At 67.1% G+C, this 16536-nt stretch carries 19 protein-coding genes; 12 read left to right on the top strand and 7 right to left on the bottom strand.

The features are described from left to right. Positions 1-114: 114 nt before the first annotated feature. Positions 115-1098: an aldo/keto reductase gene (locus tag H1S04_RS08015; protein WP_181744974.1), complete on the bottom strand. Its 984-nt coding sequence runs from the start codon at positions 1096-1098 to the stop codon at positions 115-117. 73 nt (positions 1099-1171) lie between these two features. Here H1S04_RS08015 and H1S04_RS08010 point away from each other — a divergent pair, with 73 nt between their 5' ends. Further along, positions 1172-2095, top strand: coding sequence for a LysR family transcriptional regulator (locus H1S04_RS08010; protein WP_255435481.1), 924 nt, complete (start codon positions 1172-1174; stop codon positions 2093-2095). Here the strand turns inward: H1S04_RS08010 and H1S04_RS08005 are convergent. Then, entirely contained in the window at positions 2058-2960 is a 903-nt protein-coding gene (locus tag H1S04_RS08005) for a LysR family transcriptional regulator (protein WP_181744972.1), read from the bottom strand. The two genes, H1S04_RS08010 and H1S04_RS08005, sit on opposite strands and share 38 nt — an antisense overlap. Before the next feature lie 131 nt (positions 2961-3091). Here H1S04_RS08005 and H1S04_RS08000 point away from each other — a divergent pair, with 131 nt between their 5' ends. The 3 genes from H1S04_RS08000 to H1S04_RS07990 all read left to right on the top strand — a co-directional run bounded on the left by H1S04_RS08000 (position 3092) and on the right by H1S04_RS07990 (position 5848). Beyond that, positions 3092-3916 carry an aldo/keto reductase gene (locus tag H1S04_RS08000; protein ID WP_181744971.1) on the top strand — a complete coding sequence of 275 codons (825 nt, stop codon included), beginning with the start codon at positions 3092-3094 and terminating at the stop codon, positions 3914-3916. 31 nt (positions 3917-3947) lie between these two features. Then, positions 3948-5138 carry an MFS transporter gene (locus tag H1S04_RS07995; RefSeq protein WP_220185107.1) on the top strand — a complete coding sequence of 397 codons (1191 nt, stop codon included), beginning with the start codon at positions 3948-3950 and terminating at the stop codon, positions 5136-5138. Between the two features lie 170 nt (positions 5139-5308). After that, positions 5309-5848 carry an NADPH-dependent FMN reductase gene (locus tag H1S04_RS07990; protein ID WP_181744969.1) on the top strand — a complete coding sequence of 180 codons (540 nt, stop codon included), beginning with the start codon at positions 5309-5311 and terminating at the stop codon, positions 5846-5848. Here H1S04_RS07990 and H1S04_RS07985 read toward each other — a convergent pair. The 4 genes from H1S04_RS07985 to H1S04_RS07970 are packed head-to-tail and all read right to left on the bottom strand — an operon-like array spanning position 5845 to position 9057. Then, a complete protein-coding gene (locus H1S04_RS07985) occupies positions 5845-6129 on the bottom strand; it encodes a putative quinol monooxygenase (RefSeq protein ID WP_181744968.1) in 285 nt (94 codons plus the stop codon). The genes H1S04_RS07990 and H1S04_RS07985 overlap by 4 nt on opposite strands. Then, complete coding sequence (locus tag H1S04_RS07980; protein WP_181744967.1) at positions 6126-6899, bottom strand: SDR family oxidoreductase; 774 nt, start codon at positions 6897-6899, stop codon at positions 6126-6128. Before H1S04_RS07980 ends, H1S04_RS07985 begins: the two co-directional genes overlap by 4 nt. Beyond that, positions 6899-8431: a VOC family protein gene (locus H1S04_RS07975; protein WP_181744966.1), complete on the bottom strand. Its 1533-nt coding sequence runs from the start codon at positions 8429-8431 to the stop codon at positions 6899-6901. Before H1S04_RS07975 ends, H1S04_RS07980 begins: the two co-directional genes overlap by 1 nt. Next, on the bottom strand, positions 8428-9057 hold the full coding sequence (locus H1S04_RS07970) for a glutathione S-transferase family protein (RefSeq protein WP_181744965.1): 630 nt from the start codon (positions 9055-9057) through the stop codon (positions 8428-8430). Before H1S04_RS07970 ends, H1S04_RS07975 begins: the two co-directional genes overlap by 4 nt. A gap of 247 nt (positions 9058-9304) precedes the next feature. On the opposite strand from H1S04_RS07970, the gene maiA reads away from it, so the two are divergent. Then, positions 9305-9946: a maleylacetoacetate isomerase gene (maiA, locus tag H1S04_RS07965; RefSeq protein ID WP_181744964.1), complete on the top strand. Its 642-nt coding sequence runs from the start codon at positions 9305-9307 to the stop codon at positions 9944-9946. On the opposite strand, the gene pcaQ is transcribed toward maiA, so the two are convergent. Next, complete coding sequence (pcaQ, locus tag H1S04_RS07960; RefSeq protein ID WP_181744963.1) at positions 9939-10853, bottom strand: pca operon transcription factor PcaQ; 915 nt, start codon at positions 10851-10853, stop codon at positions 9939-9941. The two genes, maiA and pcaQ, sit on opposite strands and share 8 nt — an antisense overlap. Positions 10854-10940: 87 nt before the next feature. On the opposite strand from pcaQ, the gene pobA reads away from it, so the two are divergent. Genes pobA through H1S04_RS07925 form a run of 7 tightly spaced genes read left to right on the top strand, consistent with a single transcriptional unit; the run spans position 10941 to position 16493 of the window. Next, a complete protein-coding gene (gene pobA, locus H1S04_RS07955) occupies positions 10941-12110 on the top strand; it encodes a 4-hydroxybenzoate 3-monooxygenase (protein ID WP_181744962.1) in 1170 nt (389 codons plus the stop codon). Further along, on the top strand, positions 12110-12898 hold the full coding sequence (pcaD, locus tag H1S04_RS07950; protein ID WP_181744961.1) for a 3-oxoadipate enol-lactonase: 789 nt from the start codon (positions 12110-12112) through the stop codon (positions 12896-12898). The genes pobA and pcaD overlap by 1 nt, the downstream gene beginning before the upstream one ends. After that, positions 12891-13280 carry a 4-carboxymuconolactone decarboxylase gene (gene pcaC, locus H1S04_RS07945; protein ID WP_181744960.1) on the top strand — a complete coding sequence of 130 codons (390 nt, stop codon included), beginning with the start codon at positions 12891-12893 and terminating at the stop codon, positions 13278-13280. The genes pcaD and pcaC overlap by 8 nt, the downstream gene beginning before the upstream one ends. Further along, positions 13267-13989: a protocatechuate 3,4-dioxygenase subunit beta gene (gene pcaH / locus H1S04_RS07940; RefSeq protein ID WP_181744959.1), complete on the top strand. Its 723-nt coding sequence runs from the start codon at positions 13267-13269 to the stop codon at positions 13987-13989. The genes pcaC and pcaH overlap by 14 nt, the downstream gene beginning before the upstream one ends. Then, the gene (locus H1S04_RS07935) at positions 13989-14678 is read left to right on the top strand and encodes a protocatechuate 3,4-dioxygenase subunit alpha (protein WP_181744958.1); all 690 of its coding nucleotides are present in this window, start codon (positions 13989-13991) and stop codon (positions 14676-14678) included. The genes pcaH and H1S04_RS07935 overlap by 1 nt, the downstream gene beginning before the upstream one ends. Beyond that, positions 14671-15189: a 3-keto-5-aminohexanoate cleavage protein gene (locus tag H1S04_RS07930; RefSeq protein ID WP_181744957.1), complete on the top strand. Its 519-nt coding sequence runs from the start codon at positions 14671-14673 to the stop codon at positions 15187-15189. Before H1S04_RS07935 ends, H1S04_RS07930 begins: the two co-directional genes overlap by 8 nt. Next, positions 15189-16493 carry a lyase family protein gene (locus tag H1S04_RS07925; RefSeq protein ID WP_181744956.1) on the top strand — a complete coding sequence of 435 codons (1305 nt, stop codon included), beginning with the start codon at positions 15189-15191 and terminating at the stop codon, positions 16491-16493. The genes H1S04_RS07930 and H1S04_RS07925 overlap by 1 nt, the downstream gene beginning before the upstream one ends. Positions 16494-16536: the final 43 nt, after the last annotated feature.

The raw sequence follows: 16536 nt of genomic DNA, 5'->3' as shown, positions 1-16536 counted from the left end.
CGGGGCGTTGCCCCGGACGCCAGGGTCTTTGCACCGCGAAGATGGTGCGGACCGGCGTTTCGGCGACCGCCCGCGTCCATTCCGGCAAAAGGCAGCCGGATCGCTGCGGGAGGCTCAGGCGTTCACGCCTTTCATGCCCTCCTCGGTGTAACGCGCGCCGAGGACCGGCAGCCTCGCCACGGCGTCGCGTAGAGTGCTGCGTTCGGCATCGGTGAGGGTGATTTGTGTCGCCTTTGTGTTTTCCTCCAGATATTTCAGGCGTTTGGTTCCCGGAATCGGGACGATGTCGGGACCCTGATCCAGCAGCCACGCCAGCGCGATCTGCGCCAGGGTCGCGCCGCGCGCCTGGGCGATGTCGCGAACGACCTCGACAAGGGCGGCGTTGCCGGCGGCATTGTCGGGGGCGAAGCGGGGCAGACTGGCACGGAAGTCGCCCTCCTCGAACCGGGCGCCGGGTTGGAAGCGGCCGGTCAGGAAGCCGCGGCCGAGGGGAGAATAGGCCACGAAGCCCACGCCAAGCGCGCGGCAGGTGGGCAGGATTTCGGCCTCGACCTCGCGGGTCCATAGTGAATATTCGGTCTGGATCGCGGTGACCGGGGTGACGGCATGGGCGCGACGCAGAGTGGGGGCGCTGACCTCGCACAGCCCGATATGGGCGATCTTGCCTTCGGCTTTCAGCGCGGCCAGCGTCTCCATCGTGGTCTCGACCGGTTGGGCAGGGTCGAGACGATGGACATAGTAGAGGTCGATCCGGTCGACGCGCAGGCGTCTCAGCGAGGCCTCGCAGGCGCGGCGCAGGTATTCGGGGCTGTTGTCGATGCGGCGACGATATTCGCCGGGGCTGCGCACGATCCCGGCCTTGGTGGCGATCTTGACCGGCGCGCGGCCGGCGGACAGGAACTGGCCCAGCAATTCCTCGTTGTGGTGGGGGCCGTAGGTATCGGCGGTGTCGAAGAAATCCACGCCGAGATCGGCGGCGCGGGCGAGCACGTCCAGCGATTCCCGATCATCGCGAGGGCCGTAGAACTCGCTCATCCCCATGCAGCCGAGGCCGAGCGCGGAGACGGTCAGGCCTTGTCCGAGGCGTCTTTGGTCCATGGTAAAGCTCCTTGTGGTGGTAGAAGGATTGTGGTTCCGTAAATCGGAAAACGATATGGCAAAGGAGCGGAGGTTGATTTCCGAAAACGGAAGACTGCGCTGGGATGATGCCCGCGTGTTTCTGGCCATCGCGCGCGGCGGCACGTTAAGCGCGGCGGCCGCGCAGTTGGGCCTGGGGCTGGCCACCGTGTCGCGACAGATCGAACGGCTGGAGGCCGTGCTTGGCCTGACCCTGTTCAGCCGCCATCAAAGCGGCTACCGGCTGACCGATGATGGGGCGGCCCTGCTGGACCGCGCGGCGGCGATGGAGCAAGCCGCGGCGGCTTTTGCCGAAGGATCCGCCGCGCAGGCCGAAGTCGCGGGCCGCGTTCGGCTGGCGACGGCCGAGATGCTGGCCTCGGCGCTGATTATCCCGGCCTTGCCCGCCCTGCGGCGGCGCCATCCCGATCTTGCGTTGGAAATCGCCACGGATGTGCGGGCGGTGAACCTGCATCGCCGCGACGCCGACCTGGCCATCCGCATGGTCAAGCCGGAACGCGGCAATGTCACCCTGCGCCGTCTGGGGCGGCTGGGCTTCGGGCTTTATGGTGCGCCGGCCTATCTGGCGGCACGGCCGTTCACCGGGTTGGGCGGCCATGATCTGATCGGCTGGTGCGAAACCCGCGCCCATCTGCCTGCCGCGCAATGGATTGAGCGCGCCTTGCGCGGGCGGCCGCCGGCACTGGCCACGACGACGCTGGGGGCGCAGCTGGTGGCGGCAAAGGCGGGGCTGGGGCTGGCCGTCCTGCCGCATTTTCTGGGTGCGCCGGACGGGCTGATCTGCGTGCAACCAGAGCTGGGCGTCGATCAGGAGATCTGGCTGGCCGTGCACGCCGATCTGGCGCGGACGCCACGTGTGCGGGTGGTGGCCGATTTTCTGGCCGAACTGATCCACGCCAGCCGCGCGGCGCTGGAAGGATCTAACCGTCCAGAAACGCCCGCAACCGAGGGGTCATGAAGTCCAGGAATGCGCGGACCCGGTGCGGGACGTTGCGGCCGCCGGGGAAGACGGCGTGGATGTCCTCGGTATCGCCGATGGTTGCTTCGGGCAGGATCTCGGTCAGGTGGCCGGCGGCCAGATCATCGCGGATATGGAACTCGCCCATGCGCGCCACGCCCATGCCGGCGATGGCCATGCGGCGCACCGACTCGCCGTTATTGGCGGTCAGGCGAAGGGCCCCGCGCCGGTCGATGCTGCGCCCGGTGTCGCGCAGCGGCGCCATTGCTGCGGACCTCCGGAAACTGAAGCCCAGCATTTCGTGCCCCGCCAGATCGTCCAGCGACCGCGGCGTGCCGCGCCGGGCCAGATAGCTGGGCGCTGCCACGATCCTGCGCGCGGCGGTGCCCAGCTTGACCGCCGTCAGGCTGGAATTGGGCAGCGCACCCACCCGGAAGGCCACATCGGTGCGGTCGAGATACAGGTCCACAAGCTCGTCTGACAGCGACAGGTCGATGGCGACGTTGGGGTAGGCCTGCCAGAAGGCCGGCAGCAGCGGCTCCAGTCCGACCATCCCGAAGCCGACCGAGCTGCTGACCCGCACCGTGCCGCCCATCTGCGCGGCGCCCTTGGACAGGTCGCGTTCGATATCCTCCAGTTCGGCCAACAGGGCTTGGCTGCGGTCGTAATAGACCTGCCCTTCATCGGTCAGCGATAGGCGCCGGGTCGACCGCTCCAGCAGGCGCACGCCCAGCCGGGCCTCGATCCGGCCAATCAGCTTGCTGACGGTGGAAGGCGTCATCATCAGCGCGCGGGCGGCCTCGGAAAAGCTGCCCGCCTCGACCACGCGCAGGAAGACCTGCATTTCGCCCGCCCGATTGTCCATGCTTGCGCCTGATTTGTGAAGTTGCTTCACAGATAATGTGGCTTTCGGGATGATTATCAAGCGAACATCGAAAGGGTATCTGTCGGTTCATGCAAAGGCCGTGTGACGGCCGGACTGAAAGGATACGCAGAATGGAATATGTTAACGCTCACGGTGCGAGGATTCCGGCGCTCGGCTTCGGTGTGTTCCGCATGTCCGATGCCGAGGTCGAGGCGGTGATCGGCGCCGCGCTCGACGCGGGCTTCCGCCATTTCGACACCGCCCAGATCTATGGCAACGAGGCCGCCCTGGGCCGCGCCCTGAAATCGGCCGGTGCCAGGCGCGAGGATCTGTTCCTGACCACCAAGGTCTGGGTTGACAAATACGCCAAGGGTCCGTTCGCGGCCTCGGTCGACGAAAGCCTGGAAAAGCTGGGCGTTGATCGGGTCGACCTGCTGCTGCTGCACTGGCCTGCCGACAAGGTGCCGGTTGCCGAACAGGTGGCGCTGATCAACGAAGTGCAGGCCGCGGGCCGCACGCGCTTCATCGGGGTCAGCAACCAGAACGCCGCCCAGCTGCGCGAAAGCGTGGCCATCAGCCCGGCGCCCATCGTGACCAACCAGATCGAACTGCACCCCTATATCGACAACGCGAAGATCGTGGCGACTGCGCGCGAGTTGGGGGTGGCGATCACCGCCTATTACGCCATGGCCGATGGCGCGGTGCCGAAGGATGCGGTGCTGCAGAAGATCGGCGCGGCTTACGGCAAGAGCGCCGCGCAGGTGGCGTTGCGCTGGCTGATCCAGCAGGGGTTCATCGCGCTGTCGAAAACCGCCAATCCGGGCCGGGTGGCCGAAAACTTCGACGTTTTCGACTTTACGCTCTCGGCCGCAGACATGGCGGCCATCGCGGGCCTCAGCCGTCCCGACGGGCGGATCGTCAGCCCGCCCGACCTTGCGCCCGACTGGGACGTCTGAGGCGCGGCCGGAGTTTTCAGGAGTTGAGATGATGACGAATGATGCAACCGGGTCCCGCGCGACCTGGGCGCTGCTGGCCCTGGCCATCGGCGCCTTCGGGATCGGCACCACTGAGTTTTCGCCCATGGGGCTGCTGCCGGTGATCGCCGAGGGGATCGGGGTTTCGATTCCCACCGCCGGGATGCTGATCAGCGCCTATGCCATCGGGGTGATGGTTGGTGCGCCGATGATGACGCTGCTGTTCAGCCGCTTTGGCAAACGCACTGCGCTGATGGCGCTGATGGGGATCTTCACCATCGGCAACCTGCTGTCGGCGCTGGCGCCGGATTACTGGACGCTGCTGGCCGCCCGCGTGGTCACCAGCCTGAATCACGGCGCCTTTTTCGGCCTTGGCGCAGTTGTCGCCGCCAGCGTGGTACCGAAGGAGAAGCAGGCAAGCGCGGTGGCCGTCATGTTCATGGGCCTGACCATCGCCAATATCGGCGGGGTGCCCGCTGCCACCTGGATCGGCCAGCAGATCGGCTGGCGCATGGCCTTCGCGGGGACTTCCGCCCTTGGGCTGGTCGCCATCGCCGCGCTGAGGTTTGCGCTGCCCAAGGGCGCGCCGGGCCAGCCCGTCAATGTCCGGCGTGAGCTGCGCGTGCTGATCCGGCCCGAGGTGGTGATCTCGATCCTGATCACCATGCTGGGGTTCAGCGGGACATTCGCGCTGTATACCTATGTCGCGCCGCTGCTGGAAGACTTGGTGGGGGCCTCGGGCAGCTTCGTGACGCTGGCGCTGGCGCTGATCGGCATCGGCTTCACCGTCGGCAACTGGCTGGGTGGCAAGCTGGCCGACTGGTCGCCCGAAGGGGCCACGGCGATTTTCCTGGCGGCGATGGCGGTCATCATGCTGGCGATGCCGTTTCTGCTGACCAGCCGGGTCACGGCCGCGATCACGCTGATGGTTTGGGGGATCGCCGCCTTCGCCATCGTGCCGCCTGTGCAGACCCGCGTCATGCAGGCCGCGCATGACGCGCCGGGTCTCGCGTCCTCGGTCAACATCGGGGCGTTCAACCTGGGCAATGCGATCGGTGCGGCGATCGGCGGCGCGGTGATCGCGCTCGGCTATGGCTATGCCGCGGTGCCGGTTGCGGGCGGAGCACTTGCTGTTGCAGCATTGTCACTTGTTGCGGTTGCGCGGCGACGCACCGTGGAACCAAACAGCTGCTACAGCACTTGATCCGCGTGACCAAGTAACGAGTGCGCCGCCGGAGACCTTCCGGCGGCGATGTGTTGCCGGCGGGCAGGCGGACAAAGCTTGCCCGTTCGGACGTGCCCGTTCTGACATGATTGATTCTTTCTCCTGCAAAATGCGATACCGGGTGGCACACCCTGATGCAGGAGAAGAACATGCCCCAGATTCTCGGCCTCTCCGGCAGCCTCCGCAAAGGCTCTTTCAATGCGGGCCTGCTGCGCGCCGCCCGCGATCTCGCCCCCGAGGGCACCGAAATCGAGATCGGCTCCATCCTCGAGGTTCCTTTGTATAATGCCGACGAGGAAGCGGCCCATGGTCTGCCACCCTCGGTTCAGCGGCTTCAGGCGCAGCTGCAGGCGGCGGACGGGTTGTTGCTGGTGACGCCGGAATACAACAACGGCATGCCCGGTGTGTTCAAGAACGCCATCGACTGGATGTCGCGCGGGCCGGGGCTGGACTATTTCGTCGGCAAGCCGGTGGCGGTGCTGGGCGCCTCGCCCGGCGGCTTCGGCACGGTGCTGTCGCAAAATGCCTGGCTGCCGGTCCTGCGCACCCTGAAGGCCGAGCTTTGGGCCGAGGGGCGGATGCTGGTGTCGCGCGCGGGCGGCCTTTTCGACGAAAACGGCAACCTCACCGACGACCGCACCCGCGCTGCCCTGCGTGATTTCATTGCAGGCTATTCGGCGACCCTTTAGGCCACCTGCTCCCAGCGCGTCACCTCGGGGCGGCCGGCCAGAAGCGGCAGGATCTTCTGCAGCATCTCGCGCAGATAGTCCGTATCGTTATGGGCGGCCTCGGCTTCGCGGCTGGTCCAATGTTCGATGGACAGGAATTCATCGCCCTTGCGGAAATAGCCATAGCCGGCGCTGCCCGGCTCGCCCCGGCTGTGTTCGGACAGCTCGGCCAGCAGGGGCACCAGTTCGTCGCCCTTGCCGGGCAGGGCGTTGAAGCGGGCGGTGGTGGTGATCTTTGTCATAGGTGCTTGTCCCATTCTTCAGCCTGTTCGCGCCTGGCCATCTCCTCGGCCGCCTTGGGCAGCACCGTGCGGTAGGGCGGGTGGTCGGCGGTAATGACTTCTATCATGGCGGCGATCATCTCGGCCGGATCGGCCTGCCGGGTCAGTTCGCGCACCGGCCAGTGATCCATCACGCGTTCGCCCTGATCCCACCACTGGTCCTGCGCCTCCATGCCGGTATCGTTGAAGCCGGTGCGGAACGCGCCCGGATTGACCGTGCAGACCTGCACACCATAGGGGGCGAGTTCCTCGCGCATGGCGGCGCAGAACCCCTCGACCGCGTATTTGGTCGCGGAATAAGCCCCGTCCCAGGGCACTTTCACCAAGCCCGCGACCGACGAGGTCCAGACGATCCGGCCGGCGCCCTTGCGGATGAATTTCTTCGCCGCGCCCTGCGCCATTTCCAGCGCCGCGAAGACATTGGTGTCGAAGACCCTGCGCACGATTTCGGGCGGCAGTTCGACCACCGGGCCGGATTCCATGATCCCCGCATTGTTGAACAGCACGTCGAAATCGAGATCGAGCGCGTGGTTGCGGTCGATCTCGGACAGAACGTCCAGCTTGATGACGCGCAGCGCCAGTCCCTCGGCCCTGGCGGCGGCGCGCAACTCGGTCACCTGCGGCCAGATATGGCAGGCGGCGATGACATCATGCCCGGCGCGCGCCAGACCCAGCGCCACGCCCCGGCCGAAGCCCGACCCCGCCCCGGTGATGAGAACGGTTTTCACCATCAGTTTACCCCCTGTGCGGCCAGCCATTCCGAGCCGGCGGCCAGATCGGTCGGCGACAGTTCATGCCCGGCCTCGATGATGCGGGCATCGACCTCGGCGCCGCCGGTCGCCAGCGCCTTTTCCAGCGCCGGGGCCATGCGGCTGAACGGGTCGCGGGCGCCGTTCAGCATCAGCACACCGGTGCCGGTCAGATCTGCGGCGGGCGGGTCTTCCAGCACCTGCACGCCGCGCAGCAGCAGGGCGCGGCCGACCACGCCCGGATGCAGCTGCATGATCGCACCCAGCAGGTTGGCACCGTTGGAATAGCGCAGAAATGCCAGCTTGTCGCGTTCCAGCCCATAGCCGCGAATGGCTCCGTCGATGAAACCTGCGAAGGCCTCGGCCTCGGCGGCGATGTCGGCCTGGTCATAGGTCACCGCGTCGAAGCGACGGAACCAGCGGTTGATGCCTTCCTCGGTCGATCGCCCGCGCACCCCCAGCAGCGTCGCGCGCGGGTTCAGGCGTGACGCCAGCGGCATCAGGTCGGTCTCGTTGCCGCCAGTCCCGTGCAGCAGCACGATGGTGCTGCCGTCGGGATCTTCGGGCGTATGGAAGCGATGGATGAAGGGCAGATCGCGCATCGGCATCCTTTCCTCGCCCGGCCGGGCGAATTGCGGCAGCATGACGCGCAGGTCCTCGGTCCGCGACGCCTCGCGCGGGGGGACCATCAGGGTCTCGCCCAGATGCTCCAGCGACTCGTCCACGGTCATGCCGGGGGCGTCGGTCGCGTATTCGAACAGAGTCCCCCCCGGTTCGCGGACGTAGAGCGACAGGAAATATTTGCGGTCATGGACATTGGTGGCGCTGTCGACATCGCGCAGCGACAGCCGCATCTGGCGCACGGCCTCGGCGTCGGGGGCGCGGAAGGCGACGTGATCGAAGATGGAGGCGCCCGGAATGCCGGGGAAATATCCGCGCGCATCGCGCACATCGACGGCGTCGGTGTCCGAGATCATCCGATGGGTGTTCACCTCGGTCCGGTGGGGGCGATAGCCGAAGCGGGCCGCGAAATCCGATGTCGCCTGCGGATTGTCGGTCAGCAGGGTGACGGCGCGAATGCGGGTGGGCGCGATCGGGTCGGGCAGCGGGGCCGCCGCGGGCATGTCGACGCCGACCAGCTTGACGATGATCCCATCGGGGTCCTTCAGGCGCAGCACGGTTTCGCCGAATTCGCGCGACGGCCCCTCGACCGGCAGGCGCGCCGCCATGGCGCGTTGCAGCCATTCACCGATGCTGTCAGGCGGCACCGCGAAGGCGATTTCCGACACCTGCCCCAGCCCGGTCCGGCCCGCGGCCCCGTCTTCCCAGACCAGAAAGGTCACCAGACTGCCGGGGGTTCCAGCCTGATCGCCATAGATCAGGTGCAGCTGTTCGGCATCCTCGAACCCGCCGGTCTGCTTGACCAGCCGAAGACCCAGAAAGCCCAGATAGAAATCCACATTGGCCTGCACCCGCCGGGTGATGCCGGTGACGTGGTGGATGCCGGTGGTCATGCCGCCGCCTCGGCCGCCAGCACCTTCTGGACCGCCGGATCGTCGGCAATCCGGTCAAGCAGCGCCTGCACGTTCGGAAAGGCGGTGATGCCGTCAGGCAGAACCTTCACCGCCCAGCGGATCATCGGGAAGGCATAGGCGTCGATGACCGAGCGCTTGCCGCGCCCCTCGCCCAGTATCCAGTCGCGCCCTTCCAGGTGGTCGTTCAGGATGCCCAGCTGCTTCTGGACCAGCTTCTGCCCGGCGGCCACGACATCTTTCTTCGCGGCCTCGCTGCTGTCGGTTGTATAGCGCTGAGGCAGGAAGATCGGCCAGAAGGCCGCATGCATGTCGCTAGTGAAGAAGGATGACCAGCGATGCGCCTCGGCCTTTTCGCGCAGGGTATCGCCGCCAGACAGCCCGGCCTCGGGGTGCTTTTCGGCCAGGTATTCCAGGATCGCGCCGGCCTGGGTCAGCAGCCAGCCGTCATCCTCGCGCAGGGTCGGCACGGCGCCCGCCGGGTTGACCGCCAGCAGTTCCTTCGAGCCGTATTGGACCTTCACCGCCTCGTATGGCGCGCCGATCCATTCCAGCACGATATGCGGCGCAAGCGAGCAAGCCCCGAGGGCATAATAAAGCGTGGTCACGGCAGCCTCCCTGTTGATCGTGAATCCGCAGACTGTCCCCATGACGAGAGGAATCGCCCGGCAGAGTCAATCATCCTGCGCCGAACGCCCCGTTTCCGGAACCGGAACGGCCCGCGATGGCACGGGGTTCAGGCAGGATTGCGCTCGGGCCGTGATCCGGGTGCCGGACGCGATCCCGGTGGTGGCGCTTGCGCGGGCCGGCTGCGCGGCTTAGCGTTGCGCGCGTCTGGACGGTGCGGGGGCGGACATGAAATTCTACGGCTATTTCCGGTCGTCGGCGGCCTATCGATGCCGGATCGCCTTCAATCTGAAAGGGGTTCGGCCCGAATTCATCGCCGTGAACCTGCGTACGGGCGAGCAGAAGGCAGAGGCCTTTCTGGACCTGAACCCGCAGGGGCTGGTGCCGCTGCTGGACACCGGAACCGCGCGACTGACGCAATCCATGGCGATCATCGAATGGCTGGATGAAACCCACCCCGCGCCACCCCTGCTGCCCACCGATGCCGAGGCCCGCGCCCATGTCCGCGCCTTTGCCCAGATCATTGGCTGCGACATTCACCCGCTGCAGAACCTGCGGGTGCTGAAATATCTGAAGGCCCAATATGGTCTGGATCAGGACGGGCTGGACGCCTGGTGCCGGAATTGGATCGAACCGGGACTGGGCGCCTGCGAGGCGATGGCCGCGGCCCAGACTCATGGCGGCGCCTTCGCCTTCGGCGACGGGCCGGGACTTGCCGAGATCCTGCTGGTTCCGCAGATGTTTTCGGCCGAACGCTTCCATCTGGATCTGACGCCTTTCCCGCGCCTGAACGCCATCCGCGCGGCAGCCGAGGCGCTCCCCGCCTTCGCCGAGGCCCATCCCGCCCGCCAGCCCGACTGGATCAGCTGAGACCCAGCCGCGCCACCGCCGCCTCTGCGGCGCGGGCCAGCAGGCGCATCTCGGGCGTTTCGCGGTCCGCGGCGCGGCGCATCAGCCCGACCGGCCCCTCGGTCCCCTGATCCGAGAAGGGCAGGCGCACCAACCGGCCATCGGCGATTTCATTCGCGACCACGCCGGTCGAGATCACCCAGACCGCATCGCTCCGTGCCGTGTGGACGCGGCCGAAGGCGCCCGAGACCGTTTCGATCCGCCGCGCCGGGATGGGCAGGCCCCGCGCGATCAGCAGACGCTCGACAAAGGGGCGGATGGCGGCCCAGGGCGGCGGGAAGATCACCGTGAATTCGCCCAGCCGGTCCAGCGAGGGCGCCTTCAGGATCGGATGGCCGGGACGGGTGACAAACACCACCTCCTCCAGGTAAAGCTGTGCGAAGCTGAGGCCGCGCATGGTGGCGGGCGCGCCCAGCCGGCCCAGCACCAGATCCAGCGTGCCGGCGCGCAGAAGCCCGGTCAGGTGGTCATGCGACCCGTCGGCGACGGTCAGCGACAGGTCTGGCGCGCTGTCCTCCAGCCCCGCGACCAGCTCCGGCAGCAGCCGCGCCGCGACCGAGGGCAGCGCCCCCAGATGCAGGCGCGCCACGCTTTGACGCCGCCCCGCCGCCGCCCCGTCCAGCCCGCGTTCCAGCGCCCCCAACCCGGCCTCGGCGAAATCGAAAAGCACCTCGCCCTGCGCGGTCATCTGCGCCCCGCCGCGCCCCCGCGTCAGCAGCCGGGTGCCGAGGATCTGTTCCAGTTCGGCCAAGGTGCGCGAGATCGCTGGCTGGGTCAGGTGCAGCCGCTCGGCCGCGCGTTTCAGGCTGCGCGCCTTGGCGATTTCGACGAAAGCTTCCAGGTGGCGCAGCTTGATCCGGCGGTCCATTACTTGCCCAATTTGGTAATCAATCTGCGTATAATCGCAATTTTCATGCGGATTTCCATATGCAATCCTGCGCGTGGGAGGACATTCATGCGCGCACAGGTTGTCATTATCGGCGGCGGTCCGTCGGGGCTGTTGCTGGGCCAGTTGCTGCACCGCGCCGGGATCGAGGCGGTGGTGCTGGAACGCAAGACGCGCGACTATGTGCTGGGCCGTGTTCGCGCCGGGGTGCTGGAAACCGGCCTTGTCCGCCTGATGGAGGAGGCGGGCGTGGTGGGACGCCTGCACCGCGAGGGCTTCGTCCATGACGGCACCCAGATCGCCGTTGGTGGCGAGATGTTTCATATCGATTTCAAGGCCCTGACCGGTACGCCCGTCATCGTCTACGGCCAGACCGAGGTGACCCGCGACCTGTATGACGCCCGCGCGGTTGCCGGCGCGCGCACGGAATTCGAGGTCGAGCATGTGGTGATCCACGATGCCGATACCGACCGGCCCTATGTCACCTATGACCAGCACGGCGACCGGAAGCGTATCGATTGCGATTTCATCGCCGGCTGCGACGGTTTTCACGGGGTCAGCCGCCAGACCATCCCGCTGAACGTCCGGCGCGAATACGAAAAGACCTATCCCTTCGGCTGGCTGGGCGTGCTGTCGGAAACGCCCCCCGTTCATGACGAGTTGATCTATGCCAATTCCGATCGCGGCTTCGCGCTGTGTTCGATGCGCAACGCGCATCTGTCGCGCTATTATATCCAATGCGCGCTGTCCGATCACCCCGAGGACTGGACCGACAAGGCATTCTGGACCGAGCTGAAGCGCCGCATCCCCGCCGAGATGGCCGAGCGGCTGGAAACCGGCCCCGCCATCGAGAAATCCATCGCCCCCCTGCGGTCTTTCGTGACCGAGCCGATGCGCTGGGGGCGCCTGTTCCTGTGCGGCGACGCTGCCCATATCGTGCCGCCGACCGGCGCCAAGGGCCTGAATACTGCGGCCAGCGACGTGAATTACCTCTATCGCGGGCTGGTGCGATATTATCAGGATGGCGACAGCGAGGGGATCGACCGCTACTCTGAAAAGGCGCTGCTGCGGGTGTGGAAGGCGGAACGCTTCAGCTGGTGGTTCAGCGGGCTTCTGCACCGCTATCCCCATCAAAGCGCTTTCGACCTGAAGATGCAGCAGGCCGATCTGGCCTTTCTGCGCGACAATGAAAGCCAGCAACGCGCCTTCGCGGAAAACTATGTGGGGTTGCCATACTGATGCAGATCATCGAGGCAAACGGGATCGGCCTGCATGTCGCCGATCAGGGACCGAAGGACGGCCCGGCTGTGGTCTTCGCCAATTCGCTGGGCACCGACCTCAGGCTGTGGGACCGGCTGCTGCCGCTTCTGCCCGCGGGCCTGCGGCTGGTGCGCTATGACAAGCGCGGCCATGGCCTCAGCGCCAATCCGGCGGGGCCATACACGATCGACCAGTTGGCCGATGACGCCGCCGGGCTGATCGGCGCGCTGGCGCTGCGCGATGTGGTCTTCGTCGGCCTCTCCATCGGGGGGCTGATCGGGCAGGCGCTGGCGCTGAAGCATCCGGGCCTGCTGGGGGCGCTGGTGGTGTCCAACAGCGCCGCCAGGATCGGCACCAGCCAGATGTGGACCGACCGCATCAATGCCATTCAGGAATTCGGCCTGCAGGTCGTGGCGGCACCGACGATGGAGCGCTGGTTCTCGCCCGCCTATCGGTCCACGCCGGATCTGGCGCTGTGGCAGCGCATGTTGGAGCGCCAGCCCGCCGACGGCTATATCGCCTGCTGTCAGGCAATCGCGGCGGCCGATCTGCGCCGGCAGGTGGGCGCGCTGAAACTGCCGGTGCAGATGATCGCCGGCAGCCTCGACGGTTCCACGCCGCCGGAACTGGTGCGCGCCTCGGGGCAGCTGATCCCCGGTGCCGCCTATGCCGAGATCGATGGCGCCGGGCATCTGCCCTGCGTCGAGGCCGCGCCGCAATATGCGGCCATCCTGAACGCCTTCCTGAAGGAAGTCGGCCATGCCTGACTGTTACGACATCGGCATGAAAACCCGCCGCGAGGTTCTGGGCGACGCCCATGTCGACCGGGCCGAGGCGGCGAAGACCGATCTGGACCGGCCCTTTCAGGACCTCATCACCCGTACAGCCTGGGGCACGGTCTGGGCCAGCGATGCGATTACCCGGCGCGAAAGATCCATGCTGACGCTGGCGCTGCTGGCCGCGACCGGCAATTTCGACGAGATCCCCATGCATATCCGCGCCACCGCCCGCACCGGGGCCTCGAAACAGGACGTGCTGGAGGCGTTTCAGCATGTCGCCATCTATGCCGGCGTGCCACGCGCCAATCATGCGCTGAAACTGGCCAGGCAGACCTATGCCGAAATGGAGGGCGCCGATGAAACCCGCTGAATATTATCAGCGCGACCGCACCCGCCAGCCGCCGGCGCTGACGCCCGATTACAAGACCTCGGTTGCGCGGTCGCCGCGCTATGCGATGATCTCGTTGCAGCAATCCGCATCGGAAATCACGGGGCCGACCTTTGGCCACAATGACATCGACCCGATCGACAATGACCTGATCAAGAATTACGCCAGAACTGGCGATCCGGTGGGCGAACGCATCATCGTTCATGGCCGGGTGCTGGATGAAAACGCCCGCCCGGTGCCCGGCACGCTGGTGGAGATCTGGCAGGCCAATGCCAGCGGGCGCTATCGCCACAAGAAGGACAGCTATCTGGGCGCGCTCGACCCGAATTTCGGCGGCTGCGGGCGCACCCTGACCGATGAGAACGGCTATTATTTCTTCCGCACCGTCAAACCCGGCGCCTATCCGTGGCGGAACTGGGTGAACAACTGGCGGCCCGCGCATATCCATGTTTCGGTCTTCGGGCACAGCTTCAGCCAGCGCCTCATCACCCAACTTTATTTCGAAGGCGATCCGCTGATCCCGCTCTGTCCCATCGTGGCGACCATCCCCGACCCGGAGGCGATCGACCAGTTGATCGCGCGGCTGGACATGAACGCCTCGGTGCCCTTGGATAGCCTCGCCTATCGGTTCGATATCGTCCTGCGCGGACGGCGCTCGACCCTGTTCGAAAACCGGCTGGAGGGGAATTGATGAAACAGCGGCTGGATTACCTCAAGGAATCGCCGTCGCAGACGGCCGGTCCCTTCGTCCATATCGGGCTGGCGCCGGGGGCGGCGGGCTTCGACATCTACCGGGCGGAGCTGGGCCACGACATTGCCGGGCCGAACGCCAAAGGCCAGCGGATCCGGGTCGAGGGCGTGGTCATCGACGGCACGGGCAGCCCGGTCAAGGACGTGCTGCTGGAGATCTGGCAGGCCAATGCCGATGGCTTCTATGCCCATCCCGAAGGCGGCGGCCCGGTCGAGGACGGCTTTCGGGGCTGGGGCCGGGTCATCACCGATTTCGAGACCGGTGAATGGGGCTTTGAAACCGTCAAGCCGGGGCAGGTCGCGGCGCGGATGAAGCTGGCATCGGACGTATCCGATCGGGTCAGCACCGCGCCCGACCGGCAGGGCCGAACCGAACGCCATGCGCCGATGGCGCCCCATATCAACCTGTGGCTGGTGGCGCGCGGCATCAATATCGGCCTCAATACTCGGATGTATTTCGAGGATGAGGCCGCGGCCAACGCCCTTGATCCGGTGCTGAACCTGATCGAATGGGAAAACCGCCGCGCCACCCTGATCGCGAAACGCGCGGGCGATCGCGACGGCCGGCCGGTCTACCGTTTCGAAATCCGCCTTCAGGGCGACCGCGAGACAGTGTTTTTCGATGTCTGATCCGAAGCCCTGCATCATCTGCGTTGCGATCACCGGCTCGCTGCCGAGCAGGGCCGACAATCCGGCGGTGCCGATCACGCTGGCCGAGCAGATAGAGTCCACGCAGGAAGCCTTCGAGGCCGGGGCCGCCATCGTCCATTGCCATGTGCGTGATGCCGATGGACAGCCGACCAGCGACCCCGACCGCTTCGCGGCGCTGAAGGAAGGGATCGAGACGCATTGCCCCGGCATGATCGTGCAGCTCTCGACCGGGGGACGGCTGTTCGGCGCCTATGCGTCATGGTGTGCAGCGGGGATCGGCCGGCAGCAGCTGGTGCTGAACGACTGGGCGATTGCCGCCGGCGGCCATGCCCGCACCGGGCTGAAGGATAATGTCCGCCTCGACCGCGCGCGGCTGGCGCCGTCGAATGTCGCGCTGGTGCGGCGCACGGCCGAGATCTGCGCCAGACACAACCGCCCCGTCGCCAGCTGGCAGCAGGCCCGCGAGATCCTCGGGCTGCGGGCGGCGTGATGGTGTCGGCGCTCTACAGCAATCTGCTGGGCGATGCCGAAATGGCCGCGCTGATGGGCGACGCGGCCGCGATTGCCGCCATGCTGCGCGCCGAGGCCGCGCTGGCACATGCACAGGCCAGGTTGGGCATCATCCCCGAGGAGGCCGCCGCCGCGATTGCCCGCGCGGCGGAAACCGTGCGCCCCGATCCGGTGACGCTGGCGCCCGGCGTTGCGCGCGCGGGCATCGCCGCCCAGCCGGTGATCGCGGCGTTAAAACAGGCGGCGGGTCCGGCGGCGGATTGGGTCCATTACGGTGCCACCTCGCAGGACATCGTCGATACCGGGCAGATGATCCAGTTGCGGCAGGCCCTGGAGCTGCTGCGCGCGCGGCTGGCCGGTCTGGCGGAACTCCTGGCGCTGAAGGCGGGCGAATTCCAAGCGCAGCCGATCGCTGCCCATACGCGTTTCCAGATCGCCGCGCCGACGAGTCTGGGCGCGAAGATCGCCATCTGGCGCGCGCCGCTTCTGCGCCACCTCGACCGGCTGGACCAGATGCTGCCGCGCCTGCTCAATGTCTCGCTTTACGGGGCGGCGGGGACTTCGGCGGCGCTCGGGCCGCAGGCGGATGCGCTGCGTTCCGCCATGGCGGCGGAACTGGGCCTCGGCGCGCCGGAAACCCCCTGGCATACCACGCGCGACGGCATCGCCGAGCTGGGAGGCTGGCTGTCGCTGGTCACTGGCGCCCTGGGCAAGATGGGCGCCGATCTGGTGCTGCTGGCGCAATCCGAACGGGCGGAGGTCTGCGCCGGCATCGGTGGCGCCTCCTCGACCATGCCGCAGAAATCGAACCCGGTGGCGGCGGAAACGCTGGTCACGCTGGCGCGGCTGAACGCGGGCGATCTGAGCGGGCTGCATCAGGCGCTGATCCATGCGCAGGAACGCGACGGTGCGGCGCTGGGGATCGAATGGGCGCTGCTGCCGGGGATGCTGGAACGCGCGGCGGCCAGTCTGCGGATCGGGGCCGAACTGGTCCAGAGCCTGCGCGCCGACCCGGCCCGGATCGCGGCGAATTTCACCGCCGACCGGGGCAGGATGATGGCCGAGGCGGCGGGATTCCTGCTGGCCCGCGACATGCCCCGCGCCGAGGCCCTGATGATCGTGGCCGAGGCGCTGCGCGCGTTGCAGGCCGATGCGGGCCTGACGCTGGTCGACGCGCTGGCGACGCTGGCGCCGGGGCGCGACTGGGCGACGCTGCTGGCAGCGGACGCCAATCTGGGCCAGGCCGCCGCCATCGCAGCCACGGCCCGGGACCCCGCGCCATGACCGGGGCGCTGCCGAAACCCTGCGCGTTCCTGCACCTGTCACG

It is taken from the genome of Paracoccus sp. S1E-3, assembly GCF_013868135.1.
Classification (GTDB): domain Bacteria; phylum Pseudomonadota; class Alphaproteobacteria; order Rhodobacterales; family Rhodobacteraceae; genus Paracoccus.
The sequence above is the reverse complement of the archived record's forward strand: the minus strand, read 5'-3'. Positions and strand labels throughout refer to the sequence as shown.

Excerpts from the sequence above, each read along its gene's own strand:
- H1S04_RS08015 (WP_181744974.1), bottom strand. The coding sequence starts at position 1,098 with ATGGACCAAAGACGCCTCGGACAAGGCCTGACCGTCTCCGCGCTCGGC.
- H1S04_RS08005 (WP_181744972.1), bottom strand. The coding sequence starts at position 2,960 with ATGGACAATCGGGCGGGCGAAATGCAGGTCTTCCTGCGCGTGGTCGAG.
- H1S04_RS08000 (WP_181744971.1), top strand. The coding sequence starts at position 3,092 with ATGGAATATGTTAACGCTCACGGTGCGAGGATTCCGGCGCTCGGCTTC.
- H1S04_RS07995 (WP_220185107.1), top strand. The coding sequence starts at position 3,948 with ATGACGAATGATGCAACCGGGTCCCGCGCGACCTGGGCGCTGCTGGCC.
- H1S04_RS07990 (WP_181744969.1), top strand. The coding sequence starts at position 5,309 with ATGCCCCAGATTCTCGGCCTCTCCGGCAGCCTCCGCAAAGGCTCTTTC.
- H1S04_RS07985 (WP_181744968.1), bottom strand. The coding sequence starts at position 6,129 with ATGACAAAGATCACCACCACCGCCCGCTTCAACGCCCTGCCCGGCAAG.
- H1S04_RS07980 (WP_181744967.1), bottom strand. The coding sequence starts at position 6,899 with ATGGTGAAAACCGTTCTCATCACCGGGGCGGGGTCGGGCTTCGGCCGG.
- H1S04_RS07975 (WP_181744966.1), bottom strand. The coding sequence starts at position 8,431 with ATGACCACCGGCATCCACCACGTCACCGGCATCACCCGGCGGGTGCAG.
- maiA (WP_181744964.1), top strand. The coding sequence starts at position 9,305 with ATGAAATTCTACGGCTATTTCCGGTCGTCGGCGGCCTATCGATGCCGG.
- pcaQ (WP_181744963.1), bottom strand. The coding sequence starts at position 10,853 with ATGGACCGCCGGATCAAGCTGCGCCACCTGGAAGCTTTCGTCGAAATC.
- pobA (WP_181744962.1), top strand. The coding sequence starts at position 10,941 with ATGCGCGCACAGGTTGTCATTATCGGCGGCGGTCCGTCGGGGCTGTTG.
- pcaD (WP_181744961.1), top strand. The coding sequence starts at position 12,110 with ATGCAGATCATCGAGGCAAACGGGATCGGCCTGCATGTCGCCGATCAG.
- pcaC (WP_181744960.1), top strand. The coding sequence starts at position 12,891 with ATGCCTGACTGTTACGACATCGGCATGAAAACCCGCCGCGAGGTTCTG.
- pcaH (WP_181744959.1), top strand. The coding sequence starts at position 13,267 with ATGAAACCCGCTGAATATTATCAGCGCGACCGCACCCGCCAGCCGCCG.
- H1S04_RS07935 (WP_181744958.1), top strand. The coding sequence starts at position 13,989 with ATGAAACAGCGGCTGGATTACCTCAAGGAATCGCCGTCGCAGACGGCC.
- H1S04_RS07930 (WP_181744957.1), top strand. The coding sequence starts at position 14,671 with ATGTCTGATCCGAAGCCCTGCATCATCTGCGTTGCGATCACCGGCTCG.
- H1S04_RS07925 (WP_181744956.1), top strand. The coding sequence starts at position 15,189 with ATGGTGTCGGCGCTCTACAGCAATCTGCTGGGCGATGCCGAAATGGCC.